This is a genomic window from Proteiniclasticum sp., from assembly GCF_032054185.1.
Taxonomy (GTDB): domain Bacteria; phylum Bacillota; class Clostridia; order Clostridiales; family Clostridiaceae; genus Proteiniclasticum.
This window is the reverse complement of sequence record NZ_DAMBTF010000003.1, coordinates 86,040-102,717: the sequence shown is the minus strand read 5'-3', so window position 1 is coordinate 102,717 and position 16,678 is coordinate 86,040. Positions and strand designations below refer to the sequence as shown.

The following is a 16,678-nucleotide window of genomic DNA, read 5'->3' as shown; positions in this document are numbered from 1 at the left end:
TTTTAGATGAATGCGTCTGCAAAAGCCTTCGGATCAAAGTCTTCCAGATCATCGATTCCTTCACCGACTCCGATATATACCACCGGTATTTTAAGGGTTTCTTTGATGGAAAGCACCACTCCGCCCTTTGCAGTACCGTCCAGCTTCGTCAGGATAATGCCGTCAAGCTTTGCCACCTTCTGAAACTCCTGAGCCTGTATCACCGCATTCTGTCCGCTTGTACCATCAAGAACCAGAAGAGAATAGATATTGGCATCACTGAATTCTCTGTCGATGACTCTTCTGATCTTCTCCAGCTCGTTCATGAGATTTTTCTTGTTGTGCAGTCTGCCTGCGGTATCAACAAGAAGAACTTCCCCGTTTCTGGCTTTGAAGGCTTCCAGAGCATCAAAGACCACTGCTGCCGGGTCAGATCCTTCCTGATGTTTTACAATATCCACTTCTGCTCTTTTTGCCCATACATCCAACTGGTCGATGGCGGCTGCTCTGAAAGTATCTGCAGCCGCAAGAATCACTTTTCTGCCTTCTTTCCTGAATTTATAGGCAAGTTTTCCGATGGATGTGGTCTTCCCCACACCATTTACCCCTATGATCAGAATAATCGTCGGTTTTTCAACTTTGAAGTTCTTATCAACATCTTCCATGAACTCCGAAATGACTTCTTTCAGCGCCACAGACACTTTTTCCACTTCGGTTATTTTCTGCATCCTGATTTTATGCCTGAGCCGTTCGATGAGAATCATGGATGTTTCATATCCGATATCAGAGGATATAAGCACCTCTTCAAGCTCATCAAACAGATCATCATCAATGGTCATGGCAAGTCCCAGAACCTCGTTCATCTTGCCTGTAAAATTGTCTCTGGTTTTCGCCAGTCCGCTTTTTAGTTTTTCAAAAAAATTAGCCATTTTCTCTCCTTGCCACAGACAGATCCATGGAGACGATCTTGGAGATTCCCTTCTCTTCCATAGTCACGCCATAGAGCGCATCCGCAGCTTCCATGGTTCCTTTTCTGTGCGTTATCAATATAAACTGTGTATCACGTGCAAATTCCGTCAGAAACTCTGCAAACCGGTAGACATTGGCATCATCAAGAGCCGCTTCAATCTCATCGAGGATACAGAACGGTGTAGGTTTCATTCTGAGGATCGCAAAAGTCAGTGCAATGGCAGAGAGAACTTTTTCTCCACCACTCATGAGTGTGATGTTCTGCAGCTTCTTTCCCGGGGGCTGAACACTGATTTCAATCGGCGCTTCCAGAATATCCCCTTCTCCAAGTATCAGTCTTGCGGTTCCACCCTGAAACAGTCTTCTGAAGGTATCATTGAAGTTTTCGTTCATCACTTTGAAGTTTTCCGTAAACAGCGTTCTCATTCTGAGCGTCATATCCAGAATAAGCTCCTTAAGTTCAAGCTTAGCTTTTTCCAGGTCATCTCTCTGAACAGATAGGAATTCACTGTGTTCGGATACTTCTTTAAATTCCTCAATAGCCGCTACATTGACCACACCAAGTGATGTGATCATTCTCCTCAGTTCATTGAGCCTTTTTCGGAATGCATCTTTATCAGGAATCGGAATCCGTTCTTCTTTCGCCTCAGCCAAAGTGAGGTTCAGCTCGTCATTGATCTTATTGAGAAGAACCGTCTTCTCTTTTTCCAGTTTTTCAGCAGCATCCTTCACTTTATACAGTTCCTTGTCCAGCACATAGAACTCTTCATCCAGTGTTCTTACGGTATTGACCTGCTCTTTAAGTGAAGCCTTGTCTTTGACTTCGTCCATGGACATGAGATCGAGCTCTTTTTCCATTGTGCTTAGACCATCTTTAAGCATCAGAACAGTTTCTTTCATTTCTTCGATTTTAGCCTGTGACTCATTTATCTCACCGGAAAGTATTTCTCTTTCCTGCTCAAGTTCAGAAATGGAGAGCACCAGCCCGGAAAGACTTGCTTTTGTTCTCTCCATGGACTGTTTCTTTGCATCATGGGCTTCCAGAAGTCTTCCTTCCTTTACAGATTCATCCATGATAAACGCAGTAAGCTGATCGAACTCCTGATATTCTCTTGTCCTCCTGTCCTTGATTCCTTTGAGGTAATCCTTGTTCTTTTCCTTCTGATCGATGAGCTCGCTGATTTTATGCTCCATGTCTTCAATCATTTTATCCAGGGATTCCAGCTCAGTCCGTCTTGAAGAGAGATCGCGCTCAGTATCAAGAATGATCTTTTGAAGTCTATCCATATCTTTCTGAAAACCCTGCTGTCTCTCAGAGAGCTTGGCAAGTTCCATATTGAGTGTATTGATGAGATAGGAGCTTTCTCTTTCTTCCCTGGTTTTTTCCTGAAGTTCCTTTTCGATTTCCTGTTTTTTCCGGACTTCATGAAGTCTCTTTTCTCTTAATACTGCTGAATTCTTATCCAGATCATCAAGATCTTTCTTACGGGAGAAAATACCGGATGACTTTTTGTACAGGCTTCCTCCTGTAAGGGAACCGCCGGAATTGATGATGTCACCTTCCAGTGTAACGATTCTCATGGTATAGCCCATTTCTTTCGCACTGATCAGCGCTTCATCCATATTTTTCGCAACAAAAATACGGCCAAGAAGATTCGCTGCGATACCTTCATACTTCTGTTCAAAATTCACCAGATCAAGGAGATTGCCAAGAAGATTCCCTCTCTTCAGCATGGGATCCTTAGCCTTGTAGCCTTTGATGACATTCATCGGATAGAACGTTGCCCGCCCATAAGATTTCGCCCTCAGAAGATCAATCAGTTCTTTCGCATCTTTGTCTGTAGGGGTAATGATGTTGTTCACCTGTGACCCTAAGGCAACTTCCAGAGCAAGTTCAAATCCTTTCTGTGGTTTGATCACTTCGCCAACAAGATGGACCTTTTCATTCAGTTTATGTCTGGCTTCTTTGAGATGTGTCATCAGGGATTTGACTGACCTTGTGTATCCTTCATAATGCTCCTCCAGATTTCGAAGAAGCTTCATCTGAGACTCCTGACCCCTAAGCTCATAATCAATATCCTTGATGGCGGAATCGACCACACTGAGCCGATTAAGCACCTCTTTACTGTTCTCTTTTCTCATGGTCAGAGACCGGTCTTCATCACTGATTTTATCTTTCAGCGCTTTAATCTCCTCTTCTGTCGCAGTCTTCGCCATCTCGTTCATGGACAGCGAAGCCTTGTAGCTGCTCACCATGGACTCGGTATTATCGATTCTGCCCTTTAACGTATCTCTGTCGCTGTAGCTTGATTTGGACTGTTCTCGGATATTCCTTATTTTCTGCTCAGTGTCCTCTTCTTCGTCTCGAAGGCCTTTTTGAGCATTTTCACTCAGTTTCAGACTTTCCTGAAGTTCTTCCTGCCTTCTTCTCTTTTCTTCAAGAAACTCAGTCACTTCAGAGATTCTATCGGTCCCTTTAAGAATTTCTTCTGCGAGTGCACTTAAATTCTGCTCTTCTTCAATATGCCTTGCTGTTGTGAGCTCCAGAGATTTTTCATTTTTCAGAAGACTCTTCTTTCTCTCTTCGATGAGCTGATAGAGCATTCGGATTTCGGTTAAAGCAGCTTCACTCTGCTCTCTCTTCACATAGAAGGCTTCTTTCAGCTCAGTTTCTTTCCGCTTCTTCTCTTCCATCGAAAGTTCGAGTTCATCTCTTGATGCCGTTGCTTCTGCTCTTCTTCTTTCCACCTCATGATAGTTTTCACTTACCCGATTCAGCTTTTCATCAAGTGAAAGTTTTTCATTCTCGAATTCTTCCAGATCGGAAAGGATGAGAGAAATCAGAATTTCTCTTTGCTCCTTGCTCAGTACAAGAAACTTTTCCGCCTTCTCTTTTTCTCTTTTCAGCGGTCCTATTCTTTCTTCATAGGTTTTCAGAATATCATTTACGCGAAGAAGGTTCTGTTCAGTATTATTCAGTTTCTTTTCGGATTCTTCCTTTCTGGACTTATATTTCACGATTCCGGCAGCTTCCTCAAGGAGCGCACGTCGATCATCCATTTTACCGCTTAATATGGCTTCAATCTTACCTTGTCCGATGAGCGAATAACCTTCTTTACCGATACCGGTGTCCATAAACAGCTCCTGGATGTCTCTCAGACGGCAGGAGGTGTTGTTGATGAGGTATTCACTCTCACCTGAACGAAACAGCTTTCTTGTGACACTGACATCCGTATAGGGAACAGGCAGTTTCTTCTCACTGTTGTCAAGAAGCAAGGTAACTTCAGCATAGCCAAGAGGCTTTCTGAAATCAGTACCGGAAAAAATGACATCTTCCATCTTACCGCCACGCAGTGACTTTACCTTCTGCTCACCCAGTACCCATCTTACCGCATCGGAAATATTTGATTTACCTGAACCGTTCGGTCCTACAACACCAGTAATTCCATTATTGAAATTCAGGAGCGTTCTGTCGGCAAAGGATTTAAACCCTCTGATTTCTATGGATTTTAGATACATTACAAAACACCCCTCTCGTCACATGGATAAACTTCCATAATTCCCGGAATCCTCTGGGGAACCACTTCTACATCTATCTCTTTAATTTCGCTCACTGGCCTGAAATACCTTTTTCCACCGGCATAAAGCTTGGATAGATCCTGAGCACCGATCCTCACTTTCACTTTATCCGACTTTAGTTTCCTGATCCGTTCAGAAAGCAGAAATGCTTCCGCCAGTTCCCTGAAGGCAGGATGAAACGGTCCTGCTACGACGTCATTATTCTCGCTGATTTCTTCAGTAGGCTGAAGTCCAACTCGGATGACCTGAATTCCTTCTTCCTGATAACGCTTCATCATCAGTCCTGCAATTTCAACCGCTTCATCAAGACTGTATGGAACATAGCTTCCGTTTCTGAAGTCCCCTTCCATTTCCGTATCTTTAATGACAAGAGCAGGATAGATTCTTGCTAGGTCGGGTTTCATCATGATGCTCTCTTCCAGAGACATCATATCTTTCTCCTTCGAATCACCAGGCAATCCGATCATCAGCTGATGACACAGAACCATTCCGAAACTTTTAATCAGTTTCGATGCCATTTCAACTGCACCTTTCTGATAACCTCTTTTAGCAAGACGAAGCACCTCATCATCCATGGACTGAACACCAAGTTCAACCACATCGACGTTATAGCTTTTCAGGTGATTCATGATGGGCAGAGTAATGTAGTCGGGTCTTGTAGAAAGCCTGATTTTATCAATCAGGCCCTTTTCCTTGGCCGATTTTGCCGCACCAAGAAGTTCCTTCTGCTTGATCAGACTGATTGCAGTAAATGTCCCTCCGAAAAAAGAAACCTCGACAGCAGTATGTTTCCTGTCTATGGTTTCAAGATACTTCTCTATGGTTTCCTGGACAGACTTCCCGGTAATCTTTTCATAATCCTCGCGAAGCTGACCCGTTATTTTCGCCTGATTGCAGAATATGCAGTCATGGGGACAGCCTACATGGGGAATGAATATGGGTATGATGATGTGTCTAGTCATGGGTTTCCTCAACTCTCACATATTTTTCCAGCGCATCCTTTGCCGCGAGCTGCTCGGATTCTTTTTTGGAGAACCCTTCACCTTTACCCATGGTGATGTCGTCTATAACCACCTTGGAATAAAATTTACGTCGGTGAGGCGGTCCTTCATACTTGATCAGCTCGTACTTGATTTCAATTTCACCATTTTCCTGAAGGATCTCCTGAAGACTGGTCTTGTAGTCCAGAACAATCTCATTTTTATTGGCCATATCGATGATCTCAAGGAAGTTCCTGACGACAAATTCCTTTGCGGCATCCATTCCCCGATCAAGATATACCGCTGCAATGACCGCTTCAACACCATCCGCAAGAAGAGCGGCACGCTCACGGCCTCCCGTAATCTCCTCTCCCTTACTCATGCGGATATGTTTACCTAGATTCCATTTCACAGCGACATTGTACAGTGATGCTTCACATACAATAAGTGCTCGCAGCTTTGTCAGCTCTCCTTCAGATTTTTCAGGAAAACTTCTGAAGATATATTCTGTTATGGCAAGCTGCAGTACTGCATCTCCGAGAAATTCCAGTTTCTCATTATAGGCCATATTCTTATGCTGGTTTGCATATGAGGAATGAGTAAGTGCTGTTTCCAGAAGTCTCTTTTCCTCAAAAATTACCCCGATCCTGTTTTCAAATTCCATCTTAAACTCCTTTTCTAGAAGTTCATTCGTCAAGCTACCATTTAGCCTCACGAATAAACTTATAATCCACTTTATTATACAAAAAAAACAAAGTCCCGTATATAGGCATAGCCTTTCATACGGGACATCTCTTATTATTCCTCGCCTACTACTGTTGAAAGATAATTAACTACATCTCCAACGCTCTTAGCCTGCTCAGCTTCATCATCAGAAATCTCTATGTCAAACTCTTCTTCAAGAGCCATGACGATTTCCACGATATCAAGGGAGTCAGCACCAAGATCCTCAAAAGTAGAGTCTAGAGTTACTTCATCAGCATCTACACTAAGCTTGTCTACAATAATTGCCTGCAATTTTTCAAAAATCATAATCGAATTCACCTCCATCATTTGTATAATATTAGAAATGGCTATCTTATGCAACAGTAAAATATTTTTTATTTCAGATTTTCTTTGAAATGTTCAAGATAATTTCTGTCATAAAAATTCTTTCCCTGCCTGATGGCATTCTTGAAAGCCCTTGCATCTGACGTTCCATGGGCTTTTACGACGATTCCGTCTACGCCAAGAAGACATGCTCCGCCCTCTTCCTTATAATCATTCTTCATCATAAATTCTTTGAGGCTCGGCTTAACAAGAAGCCCTCCGATTTTGCCTTTTGTGGTGCTCATCATCGCTTCTTTAATCATGGACATCAGATTCTTGACGACCCCTTCATACATTTTCAGTACGACATTTCCGGTAAACCCGTCGCATACAAGAATCTGTACATCACCGTCTGTGATTTCTCGAGGCTCGACATTCCCCACAAAATTGATGCCCTTCTCTTCTTTCAGAAGTGCATAAGCCGCTTTTGTCAGTTCATTGCCCTTCTCTTCCTCTTCGCCGATGTTGATGAGGCCTACTTTTGGTTTTTCGTAGCCCTTAAGCGCTTCGAAATAGACAGTTCCCATCTTCGCAAATTCAACCAGATTCTGAGGTTTCACATCAGCATTAGCCCCAAGATCAATCACCATAAACTGGCCGTTTTTACCCGGCATCAGCGCACCAAGTGCAGCACGGTCAACACCTTTGATTCTGCCGACTACAAGAAGCCCTCCTGCCAGAATGGCTCCTGTGGATCCGCCTGATACGACAGCATCCGCTTTTCCTTCCTTGACGAGATCCATTGCACGTCTAAGAGATGAATCTTTTTTTCTTCTTATGCCCATTACAGGTGATTCATTCAGTGAGATGACCTCTCTCGCATCTAGAATATCGATTTTATTCTTATCATAATCATACTGATCCAGTTCTTTCTGGATGATTTCCTTAGGACCGGTTATGGTCACATCCACCCCGTATTCCTTTACCGCCAGAACAGCACCATGTACCGCTTCCGCCGGAGCAGAATCTCCACCCATTCCATCTAAGGCAATTCTCACAAGACATACCTCCCAAAGTTCCGTTCGTCCGAAAGGATTAATAATATATTCCTTTTCTCATAACGTTTCTATCATACTATTATAATACATAAGGATAATCATATCTTCCTTCTCTTAAGAAAGATTTAAAATTTCGCCCTGCATAAGAAAACCCGCCTTCTCCACTGATGGAGAAAACGGGTAAAAAAAAGGAAAGTCATCGACTTTCCTATTCAACTTCAGTTGTTACAACTTCCTTGCCGTTGTAATATCCGCAATGCTTGCAGATTCTGTGACCAAGTTTCATTTCATGACACTGTGGACATTCAACAATTCCAGGTGCACCTACTTTGAATGTTGAGGCTCTTCTTCTATCTCTTCTACCTTTTGAAAACTTTCTTGCTGGATTTCCCATTATTACACCTCCTTAAACATGTCTTTGAGGGCTGAGAACCTGGGATCAATCTCTTCAAACTTACAGTCGCATGGACCATTGTTGAGATTTGAACCGCAGTCCTGACAAAGACCTTTACAATCCTCTTTACAGAGTATTTTTAAAGGTAATGCTAAATAGATGTTATTGATTACAACATCTCTTATATCGAGAACATCTCCTTCCTCTAAGGTGATGACATTCTCGTCTTCCTGTTCATTTTTAGAAACCTTCTCATCCACTATAAGGTCCAGATCTCGCTCAAACTGTTCAAGACATCTGGAACAGGTATGCAGCATTCTGGTCTTTACAGATAGCTTAACATCTGCAATTCCCTGACTCACTACAACTTTACCATTAACCTGGATGGGCTTCAGAATCTTTATGGTCTCATTGTTATAAACAAGATTCTCTTTGTGGTAGGCAAAATCAACATCCTTGATTATGGATTTTACACTTGAATCCTGTAGTATTATTTCCATCTTAATTCTCCTGTTCATCTGCAGAAACGCAGATGCTGCTTATGTCGAGTTATACTTCTCAAGCAAACACATATAATTATATAAAGGCAAATTTCAAAAGTCAAGGGTTTTCTGCCCCATCCTTCAAATCCTTTATTTCATCATATGACTCATTAAGTATACACTTCTTACCTTCTGATGTAAATAGACCCATTTCTTGTTCGGTCAAGAAACCCGTATTCGATAAGATATCTTCTTAAAAGAACATGATCGCCATAGATCCTTGCAAGAATTCTATTCACTTCTTTCTCTGAGTACTGGGTACCCATCTTGAAATTTTCTGAAATTTTTCTCAAAACCACTATCTTTTTCTTCTCTTTTGAGGGGAACACTTTAATGGCCCCTTCTTCTGTCATATGCGCCATGATCACTTTGTCTTCCTCTTCTGAGCTGATATGATAGCGATCATCAAGCATCTTCGCACCATTATGTGGTGGAACGGATTTTTCGTCCGGATCGCCAAGGGCTTCCATAAGTCTTACAAACAGTCTTGCCTGCTTCTCTTTTTCTCTTAATCTGAATCTGTGATTTCTCACTGTACTCGGAGCGATTTTCAGAATATCCGCAATTTCATTGTCCTTCATTCCCTGACTGATCAGAGGAATCAGTGTTTCTTGCACTTCTGTAAGCCCCGTTGCGCTCCGTGGGAGTTTCAGAATCTCAGTGACCCTATCATGACTCTTCAGATGATTTCTCAACATCCATTCGGCGGAATATAACTTATCCTCAAACGGATAGATCCGTCCCTTTTCAAAAAATTCACCGCAGTAAGCACAGATGTAATTCCATTCATCTTCAAAACTTTCTGCCATAAAATCTGGATATCCATGACCTTCACCCATCATAACAACCTCCCAATTAACAAACAGATCACCCTTATGTTTGTTCTATGATAAACATCATACAGTAGTATTTACCAATATACTAGTCGGAATATCAAATTATTCCTTCATCCATGATCAGAAATGCAAGAAAAACCTGTTACGATCTGATGACCGTAACAGGCATAAATTTCCATTATTTAACTAGAGTCATCGTATCTCTGGCAATCATGAGTTCCTCGTTAGTAGGAATTACAATGATCTTGACCTTTGATCCTTCTTTTGAGATGATTCTTTCCTGTCCTCTTACCTTGTTTCTTTCGGTATCAAGTTCAATGCCGAACCATTCAAGATCCTTCACGATCTCTTCTCTTGTTTCAACCGCATTTTCACCAAGACCCGCGGTAAAGATAATCGCATCCACGCCGTTAAGTACTGCCATATAGTCGCCGATGTACTTTTTCACTCTATAGTGGAATACATCAAGAGCAAGTTTCGCTCTTTCGTTACCTTCTGCTGCAGCATCTTCGATATCTCTGAAGTCTGATGAAACGCCGGACAGTCCTAAGACACCGGATTTCTTGTTCATGATGTTGTTCACTTCATCATAGCTGTATCCCTTGACTTCCATAAGGTATGGAATGATCGCAGGGTCGATGTCTCCGCATCTTGTACCCATGATAAGACCTTCTAGCGGTGTGAATCCCATAGATGTGTCTAAGGAAATACCACCATTTACCGCAGTCACAGAAGCTCCGTTCCCAAGATGACAGGTGATGAGTTTAAGATCCTTGATGTCTTTTTCAAGTATCTCTGCAGCTCTGAATGATACATACTTATGGCTTGTGCCATGGAAACCGTACTTTCTGATATGATTTTCCTTGTAAAGCTCATATGGCAGACCATAAAGGAATGCTTTTTCAGGCATTGTCTGATGGAAAGCGGTATCAAATACTGCAACCATTTTTGTGCCAGGCATCAGCTCCATACATGCATTGATTCCAATAATGTTCGGTGGATTGTGCAGCGGTGCAAGAACTGAAAACTCTTCCAGATCTTTCATGACTTCATCTGTGATGATGACTGATGTGGAATACTTCTCCCCACCGTGAACGACTCTGTGCCCTACAGCTTCGATCTCATCAGAAGATCTGATCACGCCCTGTACATCGTCCATAAGAGTCTCGATGACATGAGCAATGGCATCCTTGTGATCCTTCATTGGAGTAGTAAGAACGTACTTCTCTCTACCTTCAACTTTCTGAGTAAGCTTTGATCCTTCAATACCTATTCTCTCAACTAATCCCGTGGACAGTGAGCTTTCTGTTGACATATCAATAAGTTGGTATTTCAGAGAAGAACTACCGCAATTGATTACTAAAATTTTCATTAATCCAAATCCATCCTTTATTATCTAATTTTATTTACTGTTTTGTGCCTGAACAGCGGTGATCGCCACCACATTCACGATGTCTTCAACACTGCATCCTCTGGACAGGTCATTGATCGGCTTAGCAAATCCCTGACAGATCGGTCCTATGGCATCTGCACCAGCAAGTCTTTCCACCAGTTTATAGCCTATGTTTCCTGCCTGAAGATCAGGGAAAACGAGAACGTTAGCCTTTCCTGCGACAGGTGAAGCCGCTGCCTTCTTCTTTCCTACTGACTCGACAATTGCCGCATCCAGCTGGAGCTCTCCATCAATGGACAGATCAGGTCTTAATTCCTGAGCTTTCTTCGTTGCTTCCACAACCTTACTGACCAGTTCATGCTTTGCACTGCCATAGGATGAGAATGAAAGCATAGCTACCTTAGGTTCAAACTTCATCAGATTCTGAGCTGATTCTGCAGTTGCGATTGCAATAGCAGCAAGTTCATCTGCATTCGGATTCGGATTGACTGCACAGTCTGCAAAAAGCATCTGTCCATCCTCCCCGAAACTCCTGTCTTTAAGAAGCATAATAAAGAATGAAGATACAACACTGATTCCAGGTGCAGTCTTGATGATCTGAAGACCTGGTCTTAAAAGATCTCCGGTAGTATGAACAGCTCCGGAAACCATACCATGTGCGTCATCATTTTTCACCATCATCGTAGCGAAATACATGGGATCCTGGACGATATTATCAGCCATGGTCTGTGTAACGCCCTTCTTTTTTCTTAGTTCATATAGTCCTTCAGCATAGCCTTTAGTTCTCTCTGAAGTGGAAGGATCTTCTATGGTAATTCCTTCAATGTTCACACCAAACTTTTCAGCATTGGTCTCGATTTCATTTCTGTTTCCGACAAGAATCACTTCTGCAATTTTTTCCGCATGAATAATCTGAGCCGCTTTAAGATTTCTTTCCTCATTACCTTCAGGAAGCACTATCTTTTTTAGGTCACTTTTTGCAAGCTCCTTCATCTTGGATACAAAATCCATAATATTCTCCTTTCAACTATAAAATATCTTTTTTAACAACATACCTTATAATATAATACATCTTTACGACTGTCCTTTTCAAGTCGAAAGAGATAAAATGAAATAGAAATACACTTAGGAGATTCACATATGAAAATAGCAGCCATCATATCAGAATATAATCCATTTCACAAAGGGCATGAATATCAGATCAGGATGACAAGGGAAGAGGGTAATGCAACTCATGTTATTGCACTGATGTCCGGTAATTTTGTTCAACGCGGACTTCCCGCAATTGTCGATAAATACCGAAGAGCAGAAATGGCCATACTTGGTGGTGCAGATCTTGTTCTTGAGCTGCCTGCTGTATACGCCCTGTCTTCCGCGGAATTTTTCGCGGAAGGTTCCATAAGGATACTCAATGCGCTAAATGGAGTAGACATGCTCTCATTCGGCTCTGAAGAAGGTGAACTCAATACGCTCCAGTCGGTTGCAGAAATTCTGGCTGCGGAACCTGAAGAATTCCGGGAGCTCCTCAGAAAAGAACTGTCTGAAGGGCATTCCTATGCAAAAGCCAGAAACTATGCACTGGCAAGACTTTATCCACATTTAGATGTGGATTTCATCCAGAGTCCGAACAATATACTAGGCATCGAATATCTTAAAGCCCTGATCCGGACAGATTCCAGCATCGTCCCCTTTACCCTGAAGAGAAAAGGGAAAGGATACCACGATCTTGAACTTATTGAAGAAGAATTTGCTTCTGCCACTGCATTGAGACAGACTATCCTGAATGACGGTGCCATAAAAAACTACATCCCTCAGGAAATCAGTGTATATATTGAACAGCTGAAAAAAGACAAGTATCCCTTCATGACTCAGGAGGATTTCAAAGATCTGCTGCTTTACCGCCTGATTGCCGAAGAGGATTCACTTAACAATATCCTGGAAGCCAGTGAAGGGCTTAATCACCGCATCATATCCAATCTGTCCTCTCTTATGGAGGATGATGTAGAGACTTTCATTGATGCCATCAAAACAAAAAGGTATGCAAGAACACGGATCTCAAGAATTCTTATGCAGTTTCTTCTCTCATTTGATCGGGAACCCATCGAGATTCTAAGAAGAAAGACTCCCGAGACCGTAAAAATCCTCGCATTAAATGATAGAGGCAGAGAGATTCTGTCTTTCCTAAGAAAAGACAGGGAAATCGAGGTTGTACACAACTTCGGAAAAAGAACTGACGAGTTTCAGAAAATCGATCAGAAAGCATCCAGAATATACGCACTCAAGAATCACGCCTTTGATCCCAGATGGGATTTTAAAGGTTATAGAAACCGATAAAGAAGCGTCCAGAAGTGGACGCTTTTACAATTTCTTAAAGACATGTCAACCAACACTTCACAAGTTCCGACTATATTATTTAACAAGAACATTTTGTGTTCTATAACATGCATCAATCCAAAGGAGGATAAACACATGAAAGATGAATTAAGAGATAAAGATATGCCACGAGATGAGGATATTAAGGAACAGGATCAGAAAAGTGATGACGAATCCCAGATGGATCCTCAGCCTATATATGATAATACCACCCATAGAGGTTATGGCAGGCTTAAGGACAAAGTCGCCATCGTCACTGGTGGAGACAGCGGTATCGGAAGAGCGGTCTCTGTGGCCTATGCTAAAGAGGGTGCAAAAGTTGTGATCGTGTATTATGACTCAAATGACGATGCAGAGAAAACACAGGAAATCATCGAATCATACGGCGGAAAATGCATACTGATGAACGGAGATCTGGGCGAAAGCAGGTTTTCTGAAGAAATCATCGAGAAGACGATGAAGGAGTTCGGTAGAATCGACATCATCGTAAACAACGCTGCAGAGCAGCACCCTCAGGAATCCCTCCTGGATATTACAGATGATCAGCTTGAACGGACATTCAGGACCAATATTTTTTCCATGTTCTATCTGATCAGAACTGCGCTGCCTCACCTTAAAGAAGATGCGTCAATCATCAATACCACATCCGTCACATCCTTCCGAGGTAATCCTGTACTTCTTGACTACTCCTCAACTAAAGGTGCAATCAGTTCCTTTACCCGATCCCTTGCACTTAATCTTGCAGAGAAGAGGATCCGAGTCAATCAGGTCTCCCCAGGCCCCATCTGGACACCGCTTATCCCCTCTACCTTCAGCGGTGATGATGTTAAGAACTTCGGTAAGGATGTACCCATGGGCAGACCGGGACAGCCTGTTGAACTGGCTGAAGCCTATGTATTCCTTGCATCCGACGGATCCACCTATATGACTGGACAGACACTTCATATCAACGGTGGGGATATCATCAACGGATAAAAATATCTGGACGGGGCAGCGGATCTGCTCCGTTTTCTTTATGAGCTCGAAACAGCACCGGATTTTCATCAATAAAAATCCGGTGCTGTTTCTGTCAGATTACTAATTAAAGATACTGTGTGATGTACGGAATGACTTCATCACATTTCATATCAAGGGCTACGGAAAATTCGCCGCTCACAAGGTTCAGTGCTGATTTGTATATCGCTTCATCACTTGAAGAAAGCTTCTTCCCTTCCTTGTATTTTTCTCGTTTCTCATCGGCGAGAATTTTGATGAGCTTAAGCCAGATTTCCGAATCTCCTGACTTCAGCAGTTCCGCGTACTCCCTGTTACGTTCTTTGCTGTCATCTATCCAATCAAGATTTTTCTGTTCCAGCTGCTTAAGAAGTGCTTCTGCGGTTTCTTTTGAAATCACTTTTCTCATTCTGAGCTCTTTATTCATGATGGGAATCATGATGATTGATTCAGTCTCTTTTATCGGGCTCAAAATATAATACTTGCGCTCCCTGTTTGTACCTTCATCATCACTTCGGATATCCGTTACTTTACATGCTCCAGTTAGACCATACATGACATAATCGTTGATTTCGAACATTAATATTACCTCCTTGAACGAAACATCAGGCTTCAGACCATATCACCATCCACGAAACAAAGTGCTTCTCAAGAGATCAGAGTGGACCAGTTTTTTATATCATTCACCAATCGAATTGTTATTATAAATATATTTTCTATTTTAGTGTTATCTCTCAATAATATTATTATATCAAATTATCGGACAAAAATGAAGTTTTATATTTTCCGCTTCATATTCATTGAACAATTACCCCGCCCAAAACACAAAAAAACCCGTACAGAGTATTCTCCTGCATAGGGTTTCCAGTGTTCTGACCATTAAATCATCATCTGAGAACTTATTTCATCTCTCTTAATTCTTTGATGTTTTCTTTGATGGTGGTAGAGGTCTCATTGAAACTCTTATTGTATTCCTGAACAAATCCTTCAAAAAGATTCTTGAAATTCATCATCATCTGCTGATTTCTGTCTTTTATTTCGGTATCAAGATCTGACAGCAGTGAATCAGCATAATCTCTGGCAGAAAGCTTCACAAGTTTAGCTTCTGTCTGGGCTTTATTGATGATCTCCTGGGCTTTGAGTGTCGCTTCTTTTACGATGTCGTGATTATCCACTTTTTCTCTCATCATACGATCCACTTCAGCTTTTGTCCTGTCATATTCCGTTTTTGCTTCCGTAAGAATACGGTCCTTCTCACCCAGTACCCACTGCGCGGTGCGTAGATCCTCCGGGATTGCCTGAACAATCTCATCCAGAATGTTGGCGACCTCTTCTTTGTCCACAAGAACTTTTTTGGAGAATGGCATTTTGGAGCCATCATCAATAATTTCCTGCAGTACTTCCACAAGACCCGTGATTTCGATTCTTCTTGATGTCACTTCATAATTTTCTTTCATTCAATTACCCCTCCATCGTTTCCGACTTTTTTAAAACGTCCTGTATAATTTCTTCCGGAACAAAGCTTCTGATATCACCCTTGAAATGAAGAATCTCTCTCACGGAAGATGAGCTGATATACGAGTATTCGGTACTTGCCATCATCAGTATGGTCTCTACACGGTCATCTGACAGTTTACGATTCATATGCGACATCTGCAGCTCGTAATCAAAATCCAGTCCGACCCTTAATCCTTTGACGATAATCTGAGCATCTACAGTTTTCATGAAATCAACAAGTAATCCCTGAAAACTCACCACTTCAATATTATCATACTTTTCTACCAATTTACTAATCATTGCAACTCTTTCTTCAATCGGAAACAGCCCTTTCTTCTCGACATTACAAAGAACAGCAACCACAAGCTTATCAAATACCTTTGCTGAACGTCTGATTATATCCATATGACCTAAAGTTATCGGGTCAAAGCTACCGGGATAAACAGCAATTTTCATAAGTTACTCCTCAATCCTCTGCTGATAAAAACCAAGTATGGTCTTACCGTACTTTCTTTCATCAACCAGTTCGTATTTTTCCGTTGGTCTGTAAATAGGCTCTTCGTAATCATATTTTGAAACAATCACTCCATTTTCTGTAAGGAGATCGTATTTTCCGATGAGCACAATTGACTCTTCCACCATATTGTTCAGGTAAGGCGGATCTACAAATATTATATCGAACTTTTCCCCTCTAGACCCTAAACTTTTTATGAATTCATATGAATCTCGATGGTGGACAGATGAAACCTCTTTAAAGCCAAGTATAGTTATGTTCTCAACGAGAATGTCATAGGTTTCCCTGAATTTTTCAAGAAAAACGACTTCACTCGCTCCTCTGCTGGCACATTCAAGTCCCAGACTTCCTGTACCGGCAAACATATCCAGAACTCTGGCACCGTAGATCTTCTGGCTGATGATATTGAACATAGAAACCTTGACCCGATCAAGTGTGGGTCTGGTTGCTCTTAGTTCTCCTTTTTGTGTGATTCTTCCTTCATTTACCGGAGAAAGAATTTTCCTTCCTTTAGCAGTTCCTGATATGATTCTCATGGACAA

The 16,678-nt window shown here is 41.9% G+C and carries 17 protein-coding genes; 2 read left to right on the top strand and 15 right to left on the bottom strand.

The window, feature by feature from the left end; translation table 11 throughout:
• Positions 1-2: 2 nt before the first annotated feature.
• From ftsY to pta, 11 genes are all read right to left on the bottom strand, one after another.
• Positions 3-908 (bottom strand): signal recognition particle-docking protein FtsY, encoded by a 906-nt coding sequence (gene ftsY, locus RTX25_RS02495; RefSeq protein WP_312650066.1) that lies wholly within the window; start codon positions 906-908, stop codon positions 3-5.
• The gene (smc, locus tag RTX25_RS02490; protein WP_312650063.1) at positions 901-4,467 is read right to left on the bottom strand and encodes a chromosome segregation protein SMC; all 3,567 of its coding nucleotides are present in this window, start codon (positions 4,465-4,467) and stop codon (positions 901-903) included. The genes ftsY and smc overlap by 8 nt, the downstream gene beginning before the upstream one ends.
• Complete coding sequence (locus RTX25_RS02485) at positions 4,467-5,489, bottom strand: radical SAM protein (RefSeq protein ID WP_312650061.1); 1,023 nt, start codon at positions 5,487-5,489, stop codon at positions 4,467-4,469. The genes smc and RTX25_RS02485 overlap by 1 nt, the downstream gene beginning before the upstream one ends.
• On the bottom strand, positions 5,482-6,171 hold the full coding sequence (gene rnc, locus RTX25_RS02480) for a ribonuclease III (protein WP_312650058.1): 690 nt from the start codon (positions 6,169-6,171) through the stop codon (positions 5,482-5,484). Before rnc ends, RTX25_RS02485 begins: the two co-directional genes overlap by 8 nt.
• Positions 6,172-6,305: 134 nt before the next feature.
• Positions 6,306-6,539 carry an acyl carrier protein gene (acpP, locus tag RTX25_RS02475; RefSeq protein WP_312650055.1) on the bottom strand — a complete coding sequence of 78 codons (234 nt, stop codon included), beginning with the start codon at positions 6,537-6,539 and terminating at the stop codon, positions 6,306-6,308.
• A 68-nt stretch (positions 6,540-6,607) separates the two neighbouring features.
• Entirely contained in the window at positions 6,608-7,594 is a 987-nt protein-coding gene (plsX, locus tag RTX25_RS02470; RefSeq protein WP_312650054.1) for a phosphate acyltransferase PlsX, read from the bottom strand.
• Between the two features lie 208 nt (positions 7,595-7,802).
• Positions 7,803-7,988 carry a 50S ribosomal protein L32 gene (gene rpmF / locus RTX25_RS02465; protein WP_312650052.1) on the bottom strand — a complete coding sequence of 62 codons (186 nt, stop codon included), beginning with the start codon at positions 7,986-7,988 and terminating at the stop codon, positions 7,803-7,805.
• A gap of 2 nt (positions 7,989-7,990) precedes the next feature.
• The gene (locus tag RTX25_RS02460) at positions 7,991-8,488 is read right to left on the bottom strand and encodes a DUF177 domain-containing protein (protein ID WP_312650049.1); all 498 of its coding nucleotides are present in this window, start codon (positions 8,486-8,488) and stop codon (positions 7,991-7,993) included.
• Between the two features lie 167 nt (positions 8,489-8,655).
• Positions 8,656-9,372 (bottom strand): DUF2087 domain-containing protein, encoded by a 717-nt coding sequence (locus RTX25_RS02455; protein WP_312650046.1) that lies wholly within the window; start codon positions 9,370-9,372, stop codon positions 8,656-8,658.
• A 172-nt stretch (positions 9,373-9,544) separates the two neighbouring features.
• The gene (locus RTX25_RS02450) at positions 9,545-10,738 is read right to left on the bottom strand and encodes an acetate kinase (RefSeq protein ID WP_312650044.1); all 1,194 of its coding nucleotides are present in this window, start codon (positions 10,736-10,738) and stop codon (positions 9,545-9,547) included.
• A 30-nt stretch (positions 10,739-10,768) separates the two neighbouring features.
• Positions 10,769-11,770 (bottom strand): phosphate acetyltransferase, encoded by a 1,002-nt coding sequence (pta, locus tag RTX25_RS02445; protein WP_312650042.1) that lies wholly within the window; start codon positions 11,768-11,770, stop codon positions 10,769-10,771.
• A gap of 129 nt (positions 11,771-11,899) precedes the next feature.
• Here pta and RTX25_RS02440 point away from each other — a divergent pair, with 129 nt between their 5' ends.
• A complete protein-coding gene (locus RTX25_RS02440) occupies positions 11,900-13,093 on the top strand; it encodes a nucleotidyltransferase (RefSeq protein WP_312650039.1) in 1,194 nt (397 codons plus the stop codon).
• A gap of 135 nt (positions 13,094-13,228) precedes the next feature.
• Positions 13,229-14,107: an SDR family oxidoreductase gene (locus RTX25_RS02435; protein WP_312650037.1), complete on the top strand. Its 879-nt coding sequence runs from the start codon at positions 13,229-13,231 to the stop codon at positions 14,105-14,107.
• 106 nt (positions 14,108-14,213) lie between these two features.
• On the opposite strand, the gene RTX25_RS02430 is transcribed toward RTX25_RS02435, so the two are convergent.
• The 4 genes from RTX25_RS02430 to rsmD all read right to left on the bottom strand — a co-directional run bounded on the left by RTX25_RS02430 (position 14,214) and on the right by rsmD (position 16,678).
• The gene (locus tag RTX25_RS02430; protein ID WP_312650035.1) at positions 14,214-14,705 is read right to left on the bottom strand and encodes a CarD family transcriptional regulator; all 492 of its coding nucleotides are present in this window, start codon (positions 14,703-14,705) and stop codon (positions 14,214-14,216) included.
• A gap of 319 nt (positions 14,706-15,024) precedes the next feature.
• On the bottom strand, positions 15,025-15,582 hold the full coding sequence (locus RTX25_RS02425; RefSeq protein WP_312650032.1) for an ATPase: 558 nt from the start codon (positions 15,580-15,582) through the stop codon (positions 15,025-15,027).
• Positions 15,583-15,586: 4 nt separating this feature from the next.
• Entirely contained in the window at positions 15,587-16,078 is a 492-nt protein-coding gene (coaD, locus tag RTX25_RS02420; RefSeq protein ID WP_312650030.1) for a pantetheine-phosphate adenylyltransferase, read from the bottom strand.
• Positions 16,079-16,081: 3 nt separating this feature from the next.
• A complete protein-coding gene (rsmD, locus tag RTX25_RS02415; RefSeq protein WP_312650028.1) occupies positions 16,082-16,678 on the bottom strand; it encodes a 16S rRNA (guanine(966)-N(2))-methyltransferase RsmD in 597 nt (198 codons plus the stop codon).

Coding starts and splice junctions, on each gene's coding strand:
- RTX25_RS02460 (WP_312650049.1), bottom strand. CDS start 8,488: ATGGAAATAATACTACAGGATTCAAGTGTAAAATCCATAATCAAGGAT.
- RTX25_RS02430 (WP_312650035.1), bottom strand. CDS start 14,705: ATGTTCGAAATCAACGATTATGTCATGTATGGTCTAACTGGAGCATGT.
- RTX25_RS02435 (WP_312650037.1), top strand. CDS start 13,229: ATGAAAGATGAATTAAGAGATAAAGATATGCCACGAGATGAGGATATT.
- acpP (WP_312650055.1), bottom strand. CDS start 6,539: ATGATTTTTGAAAAATTGCAGGCAATTATTGTAGACAAGCTTAGTGTA.
- RTX25_RS02450 (WP_312650044.1), bottom strand. CDS start 10,738: ATGAAAATTTTAGTAATCAATTGCGGTAGTTCTTCTCTGAAATACCAA.
- rnc (WP_312650058.1), bottom strand. CDS start 6,171: ATGGAATTTGAAAACAGGATCGGGGTAATTTTTGAGGAAAAGAGACTT.
- ftsY (WP_312650066.1), bottom strand. CDS start 908: ATGGCTAATTTTTTTGAAAAACTAAAAAGCGGACTGGCGAAAACCAGA.
- RTX25_RS02440 (WP_312650039.1), top strand. CDS start 11,900: ATGAAAATAGCAGCCATCATATCAGAATATAATCCATTTCACAAAGGG.
- rpmF (WP_312650052.1), bottom strand. CDS start 7,988: ATGGGAAATCCAGCAAGAAAGTTTTCAAAAGGTAGAAGAGATAGAAGA.
- coaD (WP_312650030.1), bottom strand. CDS start 16,078: ATGAAAATTGCTGTTTATCCCGGTAGCTTTGACCCGATAACTTTAGGT.
- pta (WP_312650042.1), bottom strand. CDS start 11,770: ATGGATTTTGTATCCAAGATGAAGGAGCTTGCAAAAAGTGACCTAAAA.
- RTX25_RS02425 (WP_312650032.1), bottom strand. CDS start 15,582: ATGAAAGAAAATTATGAAGTGACATCAAGAAGAATCGAAATCACGGGT.
- RTX25_RS02455 (WP_312650046.1), bottom strand. CDS start 9,372: ATGATGGGTGAAGGTCATGGATATCCAGATTTTATGGCAGAAAGTTTT.
- RTX25_RS02485 (WP_312650061.1), bottom strand. CDS start 5,489: ATGACTAGACACATCATCATACCCATATTCATTCCCCATGTAGGCTGT.
- smc (WP_312650063.1), bottom strand. CDS start 4,467: ATGTATCTAAAATCCATAGAAATCAGAGGGTTTAAATCCTTTGCCGAC.